The sequence below is a fragment of the Streptococcus pseudopneumoniae genome, assembly GCF_001072665.1.
In the GTDB taxonomy this organism is placed as follows: Bacteria; Bacillota; Bacilli; order Lactobacillales; family Streptococcaceae; genus Streptococcus; species Streptococcus pseudopneumoniae_S.
In genome coordinates this window covers 1-17,498 of the sequence record NZ_JVJI01000131.1, presented here as the reverse complement: position 1 = coordinate 17,498, position 17,498 = coordinate 1, and the positions used below count along the sequence as shown (strand labels likewise).

General features: G+C 43.3%; 16 protein-coding genes. 2 read left to right on the top strand and 14 right to left on the bottom strand.

Translation table 11 applies throughout. The features are described 5' to 3' along the window. Nucleotides 1-212 precede the first annotated feature (212 nt). A complete protein-coding gene (locus ADH52_RS09470; protein ID WP_049511031.1) occupies nucleotides 213-1,667 on the top strand; it encodes a sucrose-6-phosphate hydrolase in 1,455 nt (484 codons plus the stop codon). Further along, nucleotides 1,648-2,613, top strand: a complete 966-nt coding sequence (locus ADH52_RS09465; protein ID WP_049488370.1) for a LacI family DNA-binding transcriptional regulator — start codon at nucleotides 1,648-1,650, stop codon at nucleotides 2,611-2,613. Before ADH52_RS09470 ends, ADH52_RS09465 begins: the two co-directional genes overlap by 20 nt. A 36-nt stretch (nucleotides 2,614-2,649) precedes the next feature. On the opposite strand, the gene ADH52_RS09460 is transcribed toward ADH52_RS09465, so the two are convergent. The 14 genes from ADH52_RS09460 to ADH52_RS09395 form a co-directional block, all read right to left on the bottom strand. Continuing rightward, on the bottom strand, nucleotides 2,650-3,924 hold the full coding sequence (locus ADH52_RS09460; RefSeq protein WP_049488373.1) for a hydroxymethylglutaryl-CoA reductase, degradative: 1,275 nt from the start codon (nucleotides 3,922-3,924) through the stop codon (nucleotides 2,650-2,652). Then, nucleotides 3,924-5,096 carry a hydroxymethylglutaryl-CoA synthase gene (locus tag ADH52_RS09455; protein ID WP_049488453.1) on the bottom strand — a complete coding sequence of 391 codons (1,173 nt, stop codon included), beginning with the start codon at nucleotides 5,094-5,096 and terminating at the stop codon, nucleotides 3,924-3,926. The genes ADH52_RS09460 and ADH52_RS09455 overlap by 1 nt, the downstream gene beginning before the upstream one ends. A gap of 113 nt (nucleotides 5,097-5,209) precedes the next feature. Continuing rightward, nucleotides 5,210-5,659 (bottom strand): threonine/serine exporter family protein, encoded by a 450-nt coding sequence (locus ADH52_RS09450; protein ID WP_049511030.1) that lies wholly within the window; start codon nucleotides 5,657-5,659, stop codon nucleotides 5,210-5,212. A gap of 1 nt (nucleotide 5,660) precedes the next feature. Then, nucleotides 5,661-6,419 (bottom strand): threonine/serine exporter family protein, encoded by a 759-nt coding sequence (locus tag ADH52_RS09445; protein ID WP_023946522.1) that lies wholly within the window; start codon nucleotides 6,417-6,419, stop codon nucleotides 5,661-5,663. 88 nt (nucleotides 6,420-6,507) lie between these two features. Then, nucleotides 6,508-8,421, bottom strand: a complete 1,914-nt coding sequence (gene pknB, locus ADH52_RS09440; protein WP_049511029.1) for a Stk1 family PASTA domain-containing Ser/Thr kinase — start codon at nucleotides 8,419-8,421, stop codon at nucleotides 6,508-6,510. Continuing rightward, nucleotides 8,418-9,158, bottom strand: coding sequence for a Stp1/IreP family PP2C-type Ser/Thr phosphatase (locus ADH52_RS09435; protein ID WP_049511028.1), 741 nt, complete (start codon nucleotides 9,156-9,158; stop codon nucleotides 8,418-8,420). Before ADH52_RS09435 ends, pknB begins: the two co-directional genes overlap by 4 nt. 14 nt (nucleotides 9,159-9,172) lie before the next feature. Then, nucleotides 9,173-10,486: a 16S rRNA (cytosine(967)-C(5))-methyltransferase RsmB gene (rsmB, locus tag ADH52_RS09430; protein ID WP_049511050.1), complete on the bottom strand. Its 1,314-nt coding sequence runs from the start codon at nucleotides 10,484-10,486 to the stop codon at nucleotides 9,173-9,175. Next, the gene (gene fmt / locus ADH52_RS09425) at nucleotides 10,479-11,414 is read right to left on the bottom strand and encodes a methionyl-tRNA formyltransferase (protein WP_049511027.1); all 936 of its coding nucleotides are present in this window, start codon (nucleotides 11,412-11,414) and stop codon (nucleotides 10,479-10,481) included. The genes rsmB and fmt overlap by 8 nt, the downstream gene beginning before the upstream one ends. A 12-nt stretch (nucleotides 11,415-11,426) precedes the next feature. After that, a complete protein-coding gene (locus ADH52_RS09420) occupies nucleotides 11,427-13,823 on the bottom strand; it encodes a primosomal protein N' (protein ID WP_049511026.1) in 2,397 nt (798 codons plus the stop codon). Nucleotides 13,824-13,888: 65 nt separating this feature from the next. Beyond that, complete coding sequence (gene rpoZ / locus ADH52_RS09415; RefSeq protein WP_000979235.1) at nucleotides 13,889-14,203, bottom strand: DNA-directed RNA polymerase subunit omega; 315 nt, start codon at nucleotides 14,201-14,203, stop codon at nucleotides 13,889-13,891. 24 nt (nucleotides 14,204-14,227) lie between these two features. Continuing rightward, nucleotides 14,228-14,854 (bottom strand): guanylate kinase, encoded by a 627-nt coding sequence (gene gmk, locus ADH52_RS09410; RefSeq protein ID WP_000775041.1) that lies wholly within the window; start codon nucleotides 14,852-14,854, stop codon nucleotides 14,228-14,230. Between the two features lie 129 nt (nucleotides 14,855-14,983). After that, a complete protein-coding gene (locus ADH52_RS09405) occupies nucleotides 14,984-16,597 on the bottom strand; it encodes a ribonuclease Y (RefSeq protein WP_049488388.1) in 1,614 nt (537 codons plus the stop codon). Nucleotides 16,598-16,799: 202 nt separating this feature from the next. Next, nucleotides 16,800-17,054 carry a Txe/YoeB family addiction module toxin gene (locus ADH52_RS09400; protein ID WP_049488390.1) on the bottom strand — a complete coding sequence of 85 codons (255 nt, stop codon included), beginning with the start codon at nucleotides 17,052-17,054 and terminating at the stop codon, nucleotides 16,800-16,802. Between the two features lie 3 nt (nucleotides 17,055-17,057). Then, the gene (locus ADH52_RS09395) at nucleotides 17,058-17,312 is read right to left on the bottom strand and encodes a type II toxin-antitoxin system Phd/YefM family antitoxin (protein WP_000388572.1); all 255 of its coding nucleotides are present in this window, start codon (nucleotides 17,310-17,312) and stop codon (nucleotides 17,058-17,060) included. Nucleotides 17,313-17,498: the final 186 nt, after the last annotated feature.

Genomic DNA, 17,498 nt, shown 5'->3' with positions numbered 1-17,498 from the left:
CAGGAATTCCTTGAAAAAATAAGTTTAAAATCTTTGTTATCAGGATTTTATTTCATTATCTTTCATCTTTTCTTGAAAAGTTGATTGATTTTCTGGTTTTGATTTGTGATAAACGTTTGACAGTTTTTTCTCTTTTTTAACATAAAAGACTTGCTTTTTCAACCGAAAACGGTTACTATTATAAGTGATAAGATTTTTGGAGGAATGAATGAATGGAATGGACAACTGAGCGTCGTTACAGACTCTATCAAGATTGGACGCAAGAAGAAATTCAAAATATTAAGAAAAATATGGCACAATCTCCATGGCATACTCATTACCATGTTGAGCCAAAAACAGGACTTCTCAACGATCCAAATGGCTTTTCCTACTTTGATGGGAAGTGGGTTGTTTTTTATCAAAACTTTCCTTTTGGTGCAGCCCACGGTTTGAAATCTTGGGTTCAATTGGAAAGCGAGGACTTAGTTCACTTTAGAGAAACTGGAGTCAAAGTTTTACCTGATACTCCATTAGATAGCCACGGTGCCTACTCTGGTTCTGCCATGCAGTTTGGCGATAGCTTGTTCCTATTTTATACAGGAAATGTTCGTGATGAAAACTGGATCCGTCACCCTTACCAGATTGGAGCTTTGATGGACAAAGATGGCAAGATTACAAAGATTGATAAGATCTTGATTGACCAGCCTGCTGACTCAACTGACCACTTCCGCGATCCGCAAATTTTTAACTTTAAAGGTCAATATTATGCCATCGTCGGTGGACAGGACTTGGAGAAAAAAGGCTTCGTCCGTCTCTACAAAGCTATTGACAACGACTACACAAACTGGCAAGCAGTTGGCAACCTTGACTTTGCTAACGACCGCACTGCCTACATGATGGAATGTCCAAACCTGGTCTTTGTAGGCGAGCAACCTGTCCTTCTATACTGCCCACAAGGATTGGATAAAGATGTTCTAGACTATGACAATATCTATCCAAATATGTATAAGATTGGGGCTTCCTTTGACCCTGAAAATGCCAAAATGGTAGATGTGTCTCAACTTCAAAACATGGACTATGGTTTCGAAGCCTATGCAACTCAAGCCTTCAACGCTCCTGATGGACATGCTCTAGCTGTTAGCTGGCTTGGCTTGCCAGATGTTTCTTACCCATCTGACCGTTTTGACCACCAAGGAACCTTCTCTTTGGTCAAGGAACTCACTATCAAAGACGGCAAACTCTACCAATACCCAGTCGCAACTATCAAGGACCTTCGTGCTTCTGAAGAAGCCTTCTCAAACCGTGTTCAAACCAATAACACTTACGAACTCGAACTCAACTTGGAAGCTAATAGCCAGAGCGAGATTGTCTTACTTGCTGATAAAGAAGGCAAGGGACTTTCCATCAACTTTGACCTTGTAAATGGTCAAGTGACAGTAGATCGTAGCCAGGCTGGAGAACAGTATGCCCAAGAATTTGGTACAACTCGTTCTTGCCCAATCGATAACCAGGCTACTACTGCTACAATCTTCATCGATAACTCTGTCTTTGAAATTTTCATCAATAAAGGAGAAAAAGTATTTTCTGGTCGTGTCTTCCCACATGCGGACCAAAATGGTATCCTGATTAAATCTGGAAACCCAACTGGAACTTACTATGAATTAGATTATGGTCGCAAAACTAACTGATGTCGCCAAACTTGCAGGCGTCAGCCCTACTACCGTTTCTCGGGTTATCAACAAAAAAGGTTATCTCTCTGAAAAAACCATTCAAAAGGTTAATGAAGCCATGCGGGAATTGGGCTATAAACCCAACAACCTAGCTCGCAGTCTACAAGGAAAATCGGCTAAGTTAATCGGCCTGATTTTCCCAAATATTTCTAACGTTTTCTATGCAGAATTGATTGATAAGCTGGAACACCAACTCTTCAAAAATGGTTATAAGACCATCATCTGCAACAGTGAGCACGATTCTGAAAAGGAACGTGAATACATCGAAATGTTGGAAGCCAATCAGGTGGACGGCATCATTTCTGGTAGTCACAACTTGGGAATCGAAGACTACAATCGCGTGACGGCACCAATTATTTCCTTTGACCGCAATCTGTCACCAGACATCCCTGTCGTTTCTTCTGACAACTATGCTGGTGGGGTTCTCGCAGCCCAGACCTTAGTCAAGACAGGCGCCCAGTCTATCATCATGATTACTGGGAATGACAATTCTAACTCGCCAACTGGATTGCGTCATGCTGGTTTTGCATCTGTACTCTCCAAAGCTCCTATTATCAATGTTTCCAGTGACTTTTCTCCTGTCAGAAAAGAAATGGAAATCAAGAATATCTTGACTCGACAAAAGCCAGATGCAATTTTTGCTTCGGATGATTTGACAGCTATTCTGGTCATTAAAATCGCTCAAGAACTGGGCATTTCTGTCCCAGAAGAGCTTAAAGTCATCGGCTACGATGGGACCTATTTTATCGAGAACTACTACCCTCATTTGACAACAATTAAGCAACCTATGCAAGAGATTGCCCAACTCACTGTTGATCTTCTCTTGCAGAAAATTGAAGGAAAGGAAGTCGCAACAACAGGCTACTTCTTACCTGTTACCCTATTACCAGGAAAAAGTATTTAAGCACAAGAAAACTCAGACCAATTCGTCTGAGTTTTTTTATGATCTTAAGTTTTCTAGATAGCGCTGGGCTGTCTCTAGGTTAAAGGTTTTATCTGCGATGAGGCGCTCAACTAGGGGAGATACCTCAGATTCACTAGCACCTGCGAGAAGTGCCAAGGATTTGGCCTGCAATTTCATATGGCCTTGCTGAATCCCTGTACTCACCAAGGCTTTGAGGGCTGCAAAGTTTTGGGCAAGTCCTATAGACACGATAATCTGGGCTAATTCTTTGGCAGAAGGATTTCCCAGTAATTCATGACTGAGGACTACACGAGGGTTGAGACCGATAGAGCCACCCTTGGTCGCTACAGGCATGGGCAGGGTCATCTCACCGACCAATTCTTCTCTTTCAAGGTCCAGCGTCCAGCAGCTAAGACCTTGGTAATGTCCATCTCGACTGGCAAAGGCATGGGCCCCGGCTTCGATGGCACGCCAGTCATTACCAGTGGCAATCAAAATGGCATCAACACCGTTAAATATCCCTTTATTGTGAGTAGCTGCTCGGTAAGGATCAGCCTGCGCAAACTGGCTAGCCAACGTAATTTTCTCTGCAATCTCTCGTCCTTGGTCCTTCTGGCGGCTCAAGTAACGAAAGGCGATGCGACAGCTTGCTGTCACCAGAGAATCGGTCGCGTAGTTTGACAGAATCCCCATGAGACTCTGTCCCTGACAGAGTTCTTCTAAGACTGGTTTCAAGGCTTCCAGCATGGTGTTGAGCATATTAGCACCCATGGCTTCCTGGGTATCGACATGGAGATAAACAACGAGAAAGTCAGTTTCGCCTTTTATCTGCTCTACATGCAAATCACGCGCCCCACCTCCACGTTTGACGATAGAAGGATAGGCCTGATTGGCAAGTTCCAAGAGCTCAGTCTTTTTGTTTGTAATCTTCTCTTGAGCTTGTTCAGGTTCAGCAACTTGATAAAGGGCTACCTGCCCAATCATCTGGCGCTGATGAACCTGAGCAGTAAAGCCACCTGCTCGCTTGATGATTTTACTTGCATAGCTGGCCGCAGCAACCACGGACGGTTCTTCTGTCACATAGGGAACTGTGTATTCCTGACCGTTAACGAGAACCTCTGGGACCAGCGAATAAGGCAGAGAAAAAGTTCCCACTACATTCTCACTCAGCTGGTCTCCCACAGTCACACTCATCTGTTCATCCTGCTCCAAACTCGCTTGGGTCTCAGGACTAAGGAGCGCCTGAGCTTTTAACAGCTCAAGGCGCTCATGGTATGATTTTTTAGAAAATCCATTCCAACTTATCTTCATTATTTTTCAACCTTGCTATAACGGCGTTGGTGGTCAACAATTTCAACCAAGGCAAAATCTTGATTTTCATAGCCAGCAAACTGGGTAGAATTTGTTTCATCTAAGTCTACTTCCTCAAAGAAGACTTTTTCATAGTCAGCAACAGACAGGGCAGTTCGTTGGTTGAGCTTGTTCAAACGGTCCTTATCCAGATAAGCTTCATATCCTTCAACCAATTCACCACTGAAGAACTCAGCTACAGCCCCACTTCCGTAACTATAAAGGGCAATTTTATCGCCAGCCTTCAAGCTATCTGTATTTTCCAAGAGAGACAAGAGTCCAAGGAAGAGGGACCCTGTATAGATATTCCCCACCTTTTGACTGTAGAGAATAGACTGGTCAAAATGCTTTTGCAAGAGGTCTTTTTTCTCTTGAGGCAGGCTCTTATCCATGATTTTTTTCAAGCCTTTTAGTGCTAATTTAGGATAAGGCAAGTGGAAGCAAACCGCAGCAAAATCATCTAAGGTAAGCTGGAAGCGTTTTTGGTATTCAAGCCAAGTCGTTTTCAAACTATCCAAATATTGTTGGGTAGAATAGACACCATTTACATAAGGAGTTGTTGAGTAATTTGGACGCCAGAAATCCATGATGTCACGAGTCTGAGCCACATTGTCGTTATTAAAGGCCATAATGCGTGGATTCTGTGTAATCAACATGGCCACACTTCCAGCACCCTGAGTGGGTTCTCCAGGTGTTTCAATACCATATTTGGCAATATCACTGGCAATAACTAAAACTTTGGACTCTGGAGAATTTTCCACATGCAATTTGGCATAATGAAGGGCAGCTGTCGCTCCATAGCAGGCTTCTTTAATCTCGAAACTACGAGCAAAGGGCTGGATGCCCAGCAAACCATGCACAAAGACGGCTGCAGCTTTACTCTGGTCAATTCCTGACTCGGTAGCCACAATGACCATGTCGATTTCTGCTCTTTCTTGCTCAGTTAAAATAGAGTCACTTGCACTGGCTGCCAAGGTCACGATATCCTCAGTTAGAGGCGCAATACTCAATTCCTTGAGTAAGAGTCCTTTGCTTAATTTTTCAGGGTCAATTCCCCTCGCTTCTGCTAAGTCTTGTAATTTCAAGACATATTGACTGGTCGCAAAACCAATCTTATCAATACCGATTGTCATATTTACCTCTGTTTTATCATTCATTGTAAAAAATCGTTCTATACTATTTTATCACAAATAGCAGTAAAAGATAGAAAAAAGACTTGATTCACCAAATCAATTCGCTTAGTAGTCTAACTATTATGCTGTTTTCGTAAGTGAGAATAAAGTCTGAGAATCACTGTTCCACTAGCCATTCCAATGGAAATCACCAAAGCCAACATAACAACCAAAGTAGCACTGGCAATGGCGTGACTGTAATCTCCCGTCACAAAAAAGGCAGTTGTTCGATAAGAAAGATAACCCGGAACCAGAGGTGCTAAGATGGCCAAGATAAAGACCACAGCAGGTGTCTTATAAAGAATACTTAAAATCTGGCTGACACAAGAACCGATAATGGCTGCAATAAAAGTAGCCAAAATAACATTGGTCGGTTCCTTGAGCAGTAGATAAATTAGCCAGACAGCCATGCCCAAAATTCCTCCTGGTAAGAGCATAGAACGTTGAACATTGAGTACGATTAAAAAAGTGATTATAGCAAGAAGACTTGCTACTGCTTGTAATAAAAAGGTTGTTAGTGTCATATTAATTCATCAATACCAAGGCGACAGAAGTTCCCGCCCCTAAAGCAAGGGTAATGAGCAGGGATTCAAACATCTTACTCATACCAGAGTTTATGTGGTTGGTCATAATATCACGAACCGCATTGGTCAAGGCAATCCCTGGTACAAACGGCATGACCGCACCAGCTATAATCAAATCTGCTGTTGAGGGAAAACCTGTGTAGCGAGCCCAAAACTGGGCAATCATCCCAAAGACAAAGGCTCCAGCAAAGGCCGTTACAAAGGGAATTCGGATAAACTTCTCCACATAGAGGGAAAAGGCAAAACCAAATAAGGTAGCCACTCCTGCCCCAAGTGCGTCGTAGATATTTCCACTAAACATAATTGAAAAGAAAGGAGCACTAAAGGTCGCAGCCAAAGTTACCTGCAACTTAGTATAAGGAAGGGGTTGAGCTTGCAAGGCCGTCAATTGCTTGAAGGCTGTCTCTAAATCAATCTGCCCCCCGACCAACTGACGAGAAATCTGATTCACATCGCAGACTTTTTCGATGTTATAAGAAGAGGAAGTCACGCGTTTCATTCGTGAAATATTGGTATTTTCAATGGAGAAAAAGATAGCGGCTGGCATGGCAAGAACATTGCAATCCACAATCCCCTGCGAATGCGCAATACGGATCATGGTATCTTCTACACGATGAATCTCTGAGCCACTTTTGAGAAGAATGGTTCCAGCTAACATAATCACATCGATGACGGCATTTAATTCTCTTGATTCTTCCATGCTTTCCTCCTTTTATCAACTCTTTCTATTCTATCACAAATCCGGACTCAAAAAAAATCTTTGCCATGAAATCATGACAAAGATTCGTTTAATCACGAGAATTTTCGTGGTTTCCTTCACTATTTGGTTGAGTCGGAGTAGGAACCGTTCCTTGTTGATTTCCTTGCTGGCCACCTTGTTGATTCCCTTGATTTGGAGTAGTAGGTGAACCTTGGTTACCACGTGGAACTGACGTTGAAGAGGAACTTGATGGTGGTGTTTTGGGTTTATAAATCGAAATTTTAATACGTGTGCTGGCTAAATCAATTTTTCCACCCGGTTTTGGACTTTGCTCTACAACAGTCTCCTCACCTGTTCCTTCAGGAGCAGTAGACACTTCTACAACTTCGATATTAGCTTTTTTAATTCCATATATCTCTGTAAGATTATTAACTGCAAATTCTCGAGTTGAACCAATATAACTTGGCATTGAAATAGAATTCACTTTTTTAGCAACAGTCAGAACTATTTGAGTTGCCTTGCTAAGATCATAGGTTGTTCCCTCCGGTAAACTTTGTTTCATGATTGTACCAGCTTCGATTTCGTTGGATTCTTCTTCCTCAATCTTAATTAGATTTTCTGGAACCTTCTTACCTTTCAACTCTGCCACTACATCACTAGATTTTCTTCCAAGATAATTTCCGAGTTGGAAAGACTGCTGACCAGAAGACACAATCAAATTAATTTTTGTTCCTTCTTTGCGTGTCGTACCGGCGTCAGGATCGGTACGAATAACACGACCTTCTTCAACCTTATCACTAGCCTCTGTTTTTTCTTCACCAACCTCAAAATTGGCTTTCTTAAGCGCTTCTTTAGCCTCAGCAACCGTCTGACCTGCCACCTTTGGAACGGCAATGGTAGCGGGCGTTCTATATAAAATCCATACCAAGGATGCCACAACTAACAAGAAGGTCGCCAATAAAATTGGATAACGTGCTTTCAGGCGACGCCGTTTGGTTGGCTTTGGACTAGGTACTGGTTTTTCTGTCTGATGAGGCTGGGGCTTAGATTGAGGTCTTCCCTCTTGTACCGGAGCTTTAGGAATAGAAGTCAGAGTACTTTGTGGAACTTTAGGAAGAGTTTTAGTATCTGCCTTAGTTGCATCGTCAAAGACTAGCTTTGGTTCATTACGACGATTATTAGACAAACTACTCGACAAATCCACATACATTTCAGCGACTGATTTGTAGCGATCTGTCAATTTCTTGGCAGTTGCCTTAATAACAACATTTTCTAAAGCCTGAGGCACAGATGGATTTTCAGCTATAACCGATGGCAATGGTTTCTGGAAATGCTGGAGGGCGATGGTCACTGCGCTATCCCCATCGTAAGGAATATGACCTGTCAGCATCTCATAGAAAATAATCCCCATGGCATAGATATCACTCTGCACAGTTGCTTTAGAACCACGCGCCTGCTCTGGAGACAAATAATGAACGGAACCTAGCATTGAGTTGGTCTGAGTCAGACTTGTCTCTGCAAAGGCTACTGCGATCCCAAAGTCTGTAACTTTGGCAGTCCCATCTGGGGTCAAAAGGATATTTTGCGGTTTCAAATCCCTGTGAACAATCCCTCGAGTATGGGCTAAGCGCATAGCCAGAAGGATTTGTCCCATGATTCGAATCGCTTCTTCATTTGAAAGAGGGTGATGTTCCTTGATATAGCGTTTGAGATCTAACCCAGCAACATATTCCATTGCGAGATACTGTTGTCCCTCTTCTTCACCGATATCTGTAATCCGAACGATATGAGGATGGTCCAAATCTGCCATGGCTCTCGCTTCCCGCTGAAAACGAGCCACAGCAATCGGGTCTGTCTGGTAGTTGGTCCTCAGGACCTTTACCGCCACTTCTTCCCCATCTAGAATCAAATCTTTAGCCAAGTAAACATCTGCCATGCCTCCTCGGCCAATCTGTTTGAGAATCCGATACCGCCCGGCAAAAATCTTGCCGATTTGGATCATTCTGTTTCCTCCTCATTAACAGCAATAAGGGCAACTGTGATGTTATCTAAACCACCTGCATTGTTGGCAAAACGGATCAAGGTTGCTGCCTTATCTTCCAAAGAAATATCGCTGGTTACAATATCAGAAATCTCACTTCCTGAAATCATATTTGTCAAACCATCGCTATTGAGTAAGAGATAGTCCCCAGGCTCAAGGGTGATTATTCCAAAATCAGGCTGAATTTCATCTTTTTGACCAATAGATTGAGTAATAATATTTTTCTGTGGATGGCTAGCAGCTTCTTCTGGCGTCAATTGACCTGCCTTAAGCAATTCATTGACCAAAGAATGGTCGCTCGTTAACTGGTGGTATTCTTCTCCACGAATCAAACCGATACGAGAATCTCCGATGTGAGCATAAATAGCCTGATTATCAATAATGGCTACAGCCTCAAGGGTTGTTCCCATTCCTTTATAGGCTTCAGTTTGTCCCAATTGGTTAATCCTTTGATTTTCAATCTCAAGGTTGTTCGCAAACCATTCACGCACTTCATTAACCGTATCGATTTGTGTATCAACCCAAGCTACACCCAGGTCTGTTACCGCCATCTCACTAGCGATATTCCCTGCGCGATGACCTCCCATACCATCAGCTAGGATAATCATGGTACGTCCAGCTCTATTGACATAGTGGTTGACATAGTCTTGGTTATTTGTTCGTTTCTGACCAACATCTGTTAATAATGAAATTTCCATGTGTTAGTTCCTTCCTAATCCGATATCTTGCGAAATTGACTGATGAAGAATCCATCACTTCCATACAATTCAGGTGTGATGAGGATACAGCCATCTTTCATGATATCCTTACATTCATGTTCTAGTGTTACCTGCTCAAATTCAGGATGACTTTCTAAAAATGCCTGTACGACTTGAAAGTTCTCCTCTGAGACAATAGTACAGGTACTATAAGTTATTATACCACCTTTGCGTAGTGTTTGACAAACACTACCTAATATTTCTAGCTGAATTTCCTGCAAGGACGCGAAATCTGCCGTTTCTTTATTGTATTTAATGTCTGGTTTACGGCGCAGAAGACCGATTCCTGAACAGGGAGCATCCACCAAAATCTTATCAAATGAATCCTGACCAAAAAACTCATGCACCTTTCTGGCATCTAATTTTTGCGTTTGAACTCGATCTGCAACTCCTAAACGTTGGGCATTTTCTTGAATTAAGTCCAACTTGTGGTCGTACAAGTCCAAAGCCGTAACCTGACCTGTCGTGAGATAAGAAGCTATATGGGCTGTTTTTCCACCCGGAGCCGCACAGGCATCTAGAACCTGCTCATCACCTTGTAAATCAAGCGTCGGAGCAACCAGCTGACTAGACTCGTCTTGGATGGTAATGGCTCCATCCGCAAACAAATCATGGCCTGCAAAATGCCCCTGCTCCTTCACAAGACCAGAGGGAGACAAGGATGAATCACTGGCCTCCAACAAGACTTGGATTTCTTCTTTTCGTCCTAGGTCCGTTACACGAATGCTGGCCTTGTTACGCACCAAAAGACTTTCAAAAATAGCTTGTGCTCGCTCTTCTCCGTATTCTTCCTTGAGCTTGGCAACTAGCCAAACTGGGAGAGAATAGGCAATGGAATCACGCTTGTTTTTTCGCTTGATGCTGGCAATATCTGGCCAGCCTTCACGCAGAATACGACGAAGGACGGCGTTGACTAATTTTTCACTGCCTTTTTTACGAACTTTGGCCAATTCTACTGCTTCATTGACCACAGCATGGTCTGGAATCTTGTCCAAATAGAGGAGCTGGTAGGTACTCATAAGAAGCAGAACATAAAGCCAGCTGTCTAACTGGTCTCTGTCTTCGATAAAGTGGGATAGATACCATTCTAAGGTGAGTTTGCGGGCTACCGTTCCGTAGACAATCTCTGTCACCAAGCCCTTATCTGCTACAGAAAGTTGACTACCCTTGAGGTGCTTATTTAAGGCGATATTTGAGTATGCTTGATTGATAAAAACATCCTCTAGCACTGCTAGGGCTATACTTCTAGCCGTTTCTACTTTAGTCACCAAATCGTTCTCCTACAGTCAATGTCCGTCCAACTCCATTGAGGAAGGAAGCAATGTCCATCTTAGGTTTACCAGCTGGCTGCACTTGTTTGAGGGATAGAGCTCCTTCTGCTGTTGCGACAACCAATTCTTTCTTGCCGATAGAGAGAATCTCACCTGGATTTCCCTGACCTTCTACTGGTAGGGCTTCATAAATCTTAAAGCGGTCACCCTTAAGGAAAGTATGGGCAACAGGCCACGGGTTCATCCCACGGATTTGGTTGAAAAGTTGACGATTGGTCTTAGTCCAATCTAGTTTTTCTTCTTCTGGCTTGATATTTGGCGAGAAAGTAACCTGACTTGGATCCTGTGGTTCAGGTTTGATGTCACCAGCAATGTAGGCAGGCAAAGTATCCAAAAGCAAATCACGACCAACTAGCGCTAATTTCTCAAACAAGGTGCCGACATTGTCCCCATCCGTGATTGGAATACTACGACGAGAAATCATATCTCCTGCATCCATTTCCTTGACCATTTCCATAATGGTCACACCAGCTTCCTCATCTCCTTGAATCAAGGCATAATGGATTGGCGCTCCACCACGGTGTTTTGGAAGAAGGGAGGCGTGAACATTAACCGCAAAGTCCATGCTATCAAGGAGTTTACTTGGGAGAAACTGCCCAAAAGCAGCAGTCACAATTCCATCTGCTCCTAGCTTCATAATATCTTCCATCTCTGGACTTCCAGATAATTTTTCAGGTTGGTAGATAGGAAGTCCTGCCTCTTTGGCAGCTTGTTTAACTGGGGTCTCCTGGATCACTTTTTTACGTCCGACAGCACGGTCTGGCTGGGTCACAACGGCTAGAATTTCGTAACGGTCATCTGTCAAAAGCCCTTTTAAAACTGTTGCTGAAAAGTCGGGTGTCCCCATAAAGATTAATTTTGTCATATCTTCTCCTTCTTATAAAAATTGCTGTGGCTCATGGTCAATACTAAGACGGAGCTCACTATTTTCACGTTCTTGAGTCAAGGCCAAGACCTGGTTGAGGGTCGGCCCCAGCTCATCTTCTAAACGGTATTTAATTAAAATCTGGTAATGATAGAGGTTGTGGGTACGGGCAATGGGTTTGGGCGTCGGCCCAAGAATGTTACTGGTCTCTGACAATCCTGACCGCAAAATGTTCATAACTTCATAAGCACGTTTGACCACCTCTTCTTCCTTCTTGTGAGAAAGGGTAATGCCAATGGTGAAATAGTAAGGTGGATAACCAAGTTGTCGTCTGATACCCATTTCATAGGCATAAAAACCTTCGTAATCCTGATCCTTGGCAAATCGAATAGCGTAGTGCTGAGGATTGTAAGACTGAATCAAGACCTGCCCAGCTTTTTCAGCACGACCTGCCCGGCCTGCAACCTGAGTCAAAAGTTGGAAGGTTCTCTCAGAAGAACGGAAGTCAGGCAAATTCAAAGCCGTATCCGCATTGAGCACTCCGACCAAAGTCACATTGGGAAAATCCAATCCCTTGGCAATCATCTGAGTACCTAGTAAAATATCTGCTTCTCCTCGCCCAAACTGGTCAAGCAGAGCTTGGTGACTACCTTTCTTACGAGTCGTGTCCACATCCATCCGCAAAATGCGCGCCTGCGGAAAGAGTTCTGCCAGCTCATCATAAGCCTTTTGTGTCCCTGTCCCATAGTAACGAATACTTCGGCTCTTACAGTTAGGACAGACCTGAGGAATATCCTTCGAAAAGCCACAATAATGGCAGTTCATGGTCTTGGTATCCATGTGCAAGGTCAAGGAAATGTCACAGTTGGGACAAGTATCCACGGTCCCACACTCCCGACACATGACAAAGCTAGAATAACCACGACGATTGAGCATAAGAACCACCTGCTCTTTTTTAGCTAGACGGTCCTGAATAGCCTCTAGCAAAGGTGGCGTGAAGTTTGACGTCTCATTTTGTCCGATATAGTCTCGAAAGTCAATTACTTGAACCTCAGGGATCCTAGCTAAAGGATTGGCGCGTTGGGTCAGACGTAAATGTTGATAAACGCCTTTGCCAGCTCGCGCACGGCTTTCTAAGCTCGGTGTCGCGGAACCAAGAACCAATGCCGCTTGATTGTATTGGGCCCGTAAAACAGCCACCTCTCTAGCATGGTAGCGGGGATTACTGTCTTGCTTATAAGTCGCTTCGTGCTCCTCATCGATAATCATAACACCTAAATTTTTCAGCGGAGCAAAGATGGCAGATCTGGCGCCAACAACAACTTGAGCATCGCCGCGTTCCACCTTGCGCCATTCATCATACTTTTCACCATTGGACAGGCCAGAGTGAAGAATGGCAACCTTGTCCCCAAAACGTGCTATAAAACGCTCCGTCATCTGAGGAGTCAGGGAAATCTCAGGTACAAGCAAAATAGCAGTTTTGCCCTTATCCAAGGCCCCTTGGATAATCTGCAAGTAAACCTCTGTCTTCCCACTTCCTGTAATCCCTTGAAGAAGGAAGGGAGGCTGATGACTGCCAATCGCACTGACAACCGCATCACGCGCCTGCCTTTGCTCTGGATTCAACTCCAAAGGCCGACTTACCTCAATGCCCTCAAAATAAGCAGCTGAGCGTTGAACTTCCTTTTGGACTATGGTCACAGCACCTTGTTCTACAAAGAAGTTGACTTGCTCCCGCGAGTAGGATTCTAACAAACTAGCCAAGGAAGCACTCTCAGGATGAGACAGTAAATAGTCTCTCAATTCCACCTTTTTCTTGGCACGTGCAGAAATCTCTACACTTTTTAATTGAGCAAGATTCACCTCATACCAAGACTGGGTTTTGACCTTCTTTTGATCGACTGCCTGATATTCCAGACCAAGCAGACCTTTTCTAGTCAATCGCATCATTTCAGCTTGCTTAGCTAGATCCAGAGAAGAAAAGGCTAGTGAATCTTCAGAACCAAACAAGCGCTCTCGGTCTTCCTGACTCAGACCTGCCAAAGGATAGAGAATCTTGTCATAGCTGGAGTTCAGAAATCCTGGAAGCATGGCCTTGAGGATGGAGATTTTGTATGAGAAGACGGACTTGCGTAACTCCTCAGCCAGCCAGAGTTGTTCTTGCGTGAGAACAGGAGAAAAATCCAGCACCTCGGCTATATCTTTTAAATCTTGTTCCATCTCTTCCTCGTCTGATTGGGACTCCAAACCAAGAACAATCCCTTGAATCAGGCGATTTCCCTTACCAAAGGGCACGTGAACCCTCATTCCAACTTCCAGCATTCCCTCAAATTCCTCAGGAATCCTGTAACTATAGGGCTGGTCCGTCTGCATCAAGGGCACATCTACAATAATCTTGGCTATGGCCATCTTCTCACCTCCTCCTTGTCAGTACATTCTTGCAATAGAAAAAATAAGATTGAGTCCCCCCAACCTTAAATTTTTTCACCATCTTCTTTTTCTTTAGCAATTTGCTCTTTGATTTTCTTTTCTTCTTCTTCTTTGCGGCGTTTTTCTTCTTCGATACGGCGACGCACTGCTTCACGTTTTCCTTCTGGATCTGGGTGAATTGTAACGTTTCCTGATTCGATTTCTTCTAAAGCGCGAAGAGTTGATTTTTCAGACTTGAAACCTTGAGTTGCTGGCGCACCTGCTTCCAATTCGTGGGCACGTTTTGCTTCCAAGATTACGAGTGAATATTTTGATGGAACCTTGTCGAGCAAGGTATCAATAGAGGGTTTTAACATCATTTGCTTGTACCTATTTTCTAAATTTTATCGGGTAGTTGGAGACTTTGGTAACATCTCCTGATAGTGACCAATGACACGATCCACACGGAAGTGCTCTGCTTCGATCACACGTTTGACACGCTCAGCAGCTAGGGGCACCTGATCGTTGACAATCGCATAATCATACTCACGCATAAGGGCAATTTCTTCCTTGGCCTTTTCGATTCGTTGGGCAATCACTTCTGCACTATCTGTTCCACGTCCTACCAAACGATCTTGCAATTCATCCAAATCTGGTGGTGTCAGGAAGATAAAGACAGCATCTGGAACCTTTTTCTTAACCTGGAGAGCACCCTGAACTTCAATTTCAAGGAAAACATCGATTCCCTTGTCCAAGGTTTCATTGACGTAGGTCAGAGGCGTTCCATAGTAGTTGCCAACATATTCTGCATATTCCAACATCTGTCCTTGACGAATCAGCTCTTCAAACTCTTCGCGAGTACGGAAGAAATAGTCAACACCATCCACTTCTCCCGGACGTTGTGCACGTGTCGTCATCGATACAGAGTATTGAAATTGGTTTTCAGAACTCTCAAAAATCTCTCTTCTAACCGTTCCTTTTCCAACCCCTGAAGGACCAGAAAAAACGATTAGTAAGCCTCGGTCTGCCATTGTGTCTCCTTTTAGTCAGTCTGTGAAATAACATTTCTCTAGAATAATGGCAAAAAGCCAGATTATCCTTTACAGTCTTTCTATCTAGTGTAACAAAAAAGCAGTAATTTTTCAACTGCTCTTTCTTATTTATTTAGCATAATCTACTGCACGAAGCTCGCGAATCACGGTTACCTTGATATTTCCTGGATAATCGAGATTGTTTTCAATTTTCTCACGAACTTTGTGAGCTAAGATTGTGACTTTGTCGTCCTTGATTTGTCCTGGATTTACCATGATGCGGATTTCACGTCCTGCTTGAAGGGCAAAGCTATTTTGTACCCCTTCAAAGCTGTTAGCAATTTCTTCCAAATCATGAAGACGCTTGATATAGCTTTCAAGAGACTCACTACGAGCACCTGGACGAGCCGCGCTCAAGGCGTCTGCTGCAGCAACGATCACTGCAATGACACTTTCGGCTTCGACATCACCGTGGTGGCTAGCAATCGTATTGACCACAACTGGGTGTTCCTTGTACTTACGTGCCAGTTCCATACCGATTTCCACATGGCTACCTTCAACCTCGCGGTCAATAGCTTTACCAATGTCGTGAAGGAATCCAGCACGACGGGCAAGAGCCGCATTCTCACCAAGTTCGCTGGCCATAATACCAGCCAACTTAGCAACCTCAATCGAATGGCGCAAGACATTTTGTCCATAAGAAGTACGGAACTGCAAACGTCCCATAATCTTCATCAAGTCTGGATGAAGGTTTGGCGCACCAATCTCATAGGCTGCCGCCTCACCGTATTCACGGATCTTATTGTCAATCTCTTGACGGTTTTTCTCAACCAACTCTTCGATACGAGCTGGGTGGATACGACCATCTTTGAGCAACATTTCCATTGTCATACGGGCAATTTCACGACGAATCGGATCAAATCCTGACAAGGTCACCACTTCTGGTGTATCGTCGATAATCACATCGACCCCTGTCAAACTTTCAAAGGTACGAATGTTACGACCTTCACGACCAATAATGCGTCCCTTCATAGTATCGTCTGGCAGATGAACCGTTGAGTTTGTTGACTCTGCTACATATTCACCAGCGATACGTTGCATAGCTTGAACTAAGATGTCCTTGGCCATTTTGTCAGAACGTTCCTTGACCTCTTGCTCAGCTTCGCGAATACGGCTAGCAATCTCCTTGGTCAAGTTTTCCTCTGTCTGAGCCAAGATAATATCTCGTGCTTCTGCCTGAGACAGGGCACCAATACGCTCTAGTTCTGCTTCTTTTTGTCTTTCGACTTCCTCTAATTGCTCTTCACGCGCATCAAGGTTTTTCGCTCTATCAGAAATACTTTGTTCTTTTTGTTCAAGTGTTTGTTCTTTACTCGTCAAATTGTCGTCTTTACGGTCGAGGCTAGTAGCTCGCTCGGTCAAACGACTTTCGATTTGTTTGAGTTCTTGACGTTCTGATTTGAATTCAGCGTCCACTTCTTCACGGTATTTTCTGGCTTCTTCTTTGGCCTCCAATAGTGCTTCTTTTTTAAGAGACTTGCTTTCACGCTTGGCTTCATTAACAAGTAAATCTGCTTCACGCTCAGCTTGTCCACGTAAATTAGTTGCTTCTTGTTCAGCATTTAAAAGCATCAACTCCGCAGCTTCCTGAGATGATTTCATCTTAGCTGAGATGCTGACATATCCAATGACTAAACCAATGATGACGGCAAAAACAGCAATCGCAAGCGACATGATTTCCATGTTTTTACCTCATTTTATTGTTATTCCGAATGACATACATTCTTTTACATTCTACCATAAAAAAGTGATTTTCACAAACCTAAAATAGAATATGTTTTGAGGAATTCGGAATTTAATTACATAAAATTTATTAGCGCAATCTCTATTTCTTAGAAGTCATAGTTTAGTAAAAATTTTAGAAAAAGCCTACTTTACAGTAGACTTAGTAATAATCTTTGAAAGACAGGAAAGCCACGCTATCTTCATCCATCATATAAATCAAGCGATTTTCTGCGTCAATACGCCGTGACCAGGCTCCTTGGTAATCATATTTGAGCGGCTCTGGTTTTCCTATTCCTGTAAAGGGATCACGTTGAATATCCTTGATTAGTTTATTGATTCTTTTTAGTGTTTTCTTATCCTGAGTTTGCCAGTAGCAATAATCTGCCCAGGCATCTTCTGTAAACTTGAGCAGCATTCCTCACTCCTCAATAACATGGACTTGAGTGCTTCCAGCACGGACTTGAGCCATTCCTCGCAAGACCTTGTCAGATAACTCCTTATTTTGAGCGATTCTCAGTGTTTCCTGAATACTGTCCCATTCGCTCTTTGAAAGAACTACAATGTCCTCATCTGGATTTTTATTGACCACTGTCAAAGGCTCAAATTCATCATTTACCTTTTTCATGTAGTCTTTTAAATGATTTCGGAATGTTGAGTAAAGAACTGCTTCCATAACCATACCTCGTTTTACCTCTTTTCCACTATTATACATTAAAAGAAAGAAATTGTCAGGAACTTGTACAAGATTTTCTTTTCTATCTATTTATACTCAATGAAAATCAAAGAGCAAACTAGAAAACTAGCCGCAGGCTGTACTTGAGTACGGCAAGGCGACGTTGACGTGGTTTGAATTTGATTT

What these genes read in the sequence shown, in the direction of transcription:
- ADH52_RS09470 (WP_049511031.1), top strand. Translation starts at nt 213, where the DNA reads ATGGAATGGACAACTGAGCGTCGTTACAGACTCTATCAAGATTGGACG.
- ADH52_RS09465 (WP_049488370.1), top strand. Translation starts at nt 1,648, where the DNA reads ATGGTCGCAAAACTAACTGATGTCGCCAAACTTGCAGGCGTCAGCCCT.
- ADH52_RS09460 (WP_049488373.1), bottom strand. Translation starts at nt 3,924, where the DNA reads ATGAAGATAAGTTGGAATGGATTTTCTAAAAAATCATACCATGAGCGC.
- ADH52_RS09455 (WP_049488453.1), bottom strand. Translation starts at nt 5,096, where the DNA reads ATGACAATCGGTATTGATAAGATTGGTTTTGCGACCAGTCAATATGTC.
- ADH52_RS09450 (WP_049511030.1), bottom strand. Translation starts at nt 5,659, where the DNA reads ATGACACTAACAACCTTTTTATTACAAGCAGTAGCAAGTCTTCTTGCT.
- ADH52_RS09445 (WP_023946522.1), bottom strand. Translation starts at nt 6,419, where the DNA reads ATGGAAGAATCAAGAGAATTAAATGCCGTCATCGATGTGATTATGTTA.
- pknB (WP_049511029.1), bottom strand. Translation starts at nt 8,421, where the DNA reads ATGATCCAAATCGGCAAGATTTTTGCCGGGCGGTATCGGATTCTCAAA.
- ADH52_RS09435 (WP_049511028.1), bottom strand. Translation starts at nt 9,158, where the DNA reads ATGGAAATTTCATTATTAACAGATGTTGGTCAGAAACGAACAAATAAC.
- fmt (WP_049511027.1), bottom strand. Translation starts at nt 11,414, where the DNA reads ATGACAAAATTAATCTTTATGGGGACACCCGACTTTTCAGCAACAGTT.
- ADH52_RS09420 (WP_049511026.1), bottom strand. Translation starts at nt 13,823, where the DNA reads ATGGCCATAGCCAAGATTATTGTAGATGTGCCCTTGATGCAGACGGAC.
- rpoZ (WP_000979235.1), bottom strand. Translation starts at nt 14,203, where the DNA reads ATGATGTTAAAACCCTCTATTGATACCTTGCTCGACAAGGTTCCATCA.
- gmk (WP_000775041.1), bottom strand. Translation starts at nt 14,854, where the DNA reads ATGGCAGACCGAGGCTTACTAATCGTTTTTTCTGGTCCTTCAGGGGTT.
- ADH52_RS09405 (WP_049488388.1), bottom strand. Translation starts at nt 16,597, where the DNA reads ATGGAAATCATGTCGCTTGCGATTGCTGTTTTTGCCGTCATCATTGGT.
- ADH52_RS09400 (WP_049488390.1), bottom strand. Translation starts at nt 17,054, where the DNA reads ATGCTGCTCAAGTTTACAGAAGATGCCTGGGCAGATTATTGCTACTGG.
- ADH52_RS09395 (WP_000388572.1), bottom strand. Translation starts at nt 17,312, where the DNA reads ATGGAAGCAGTTCTTTACTCAACATTCCGAAATCATTTAAAAGACTAC.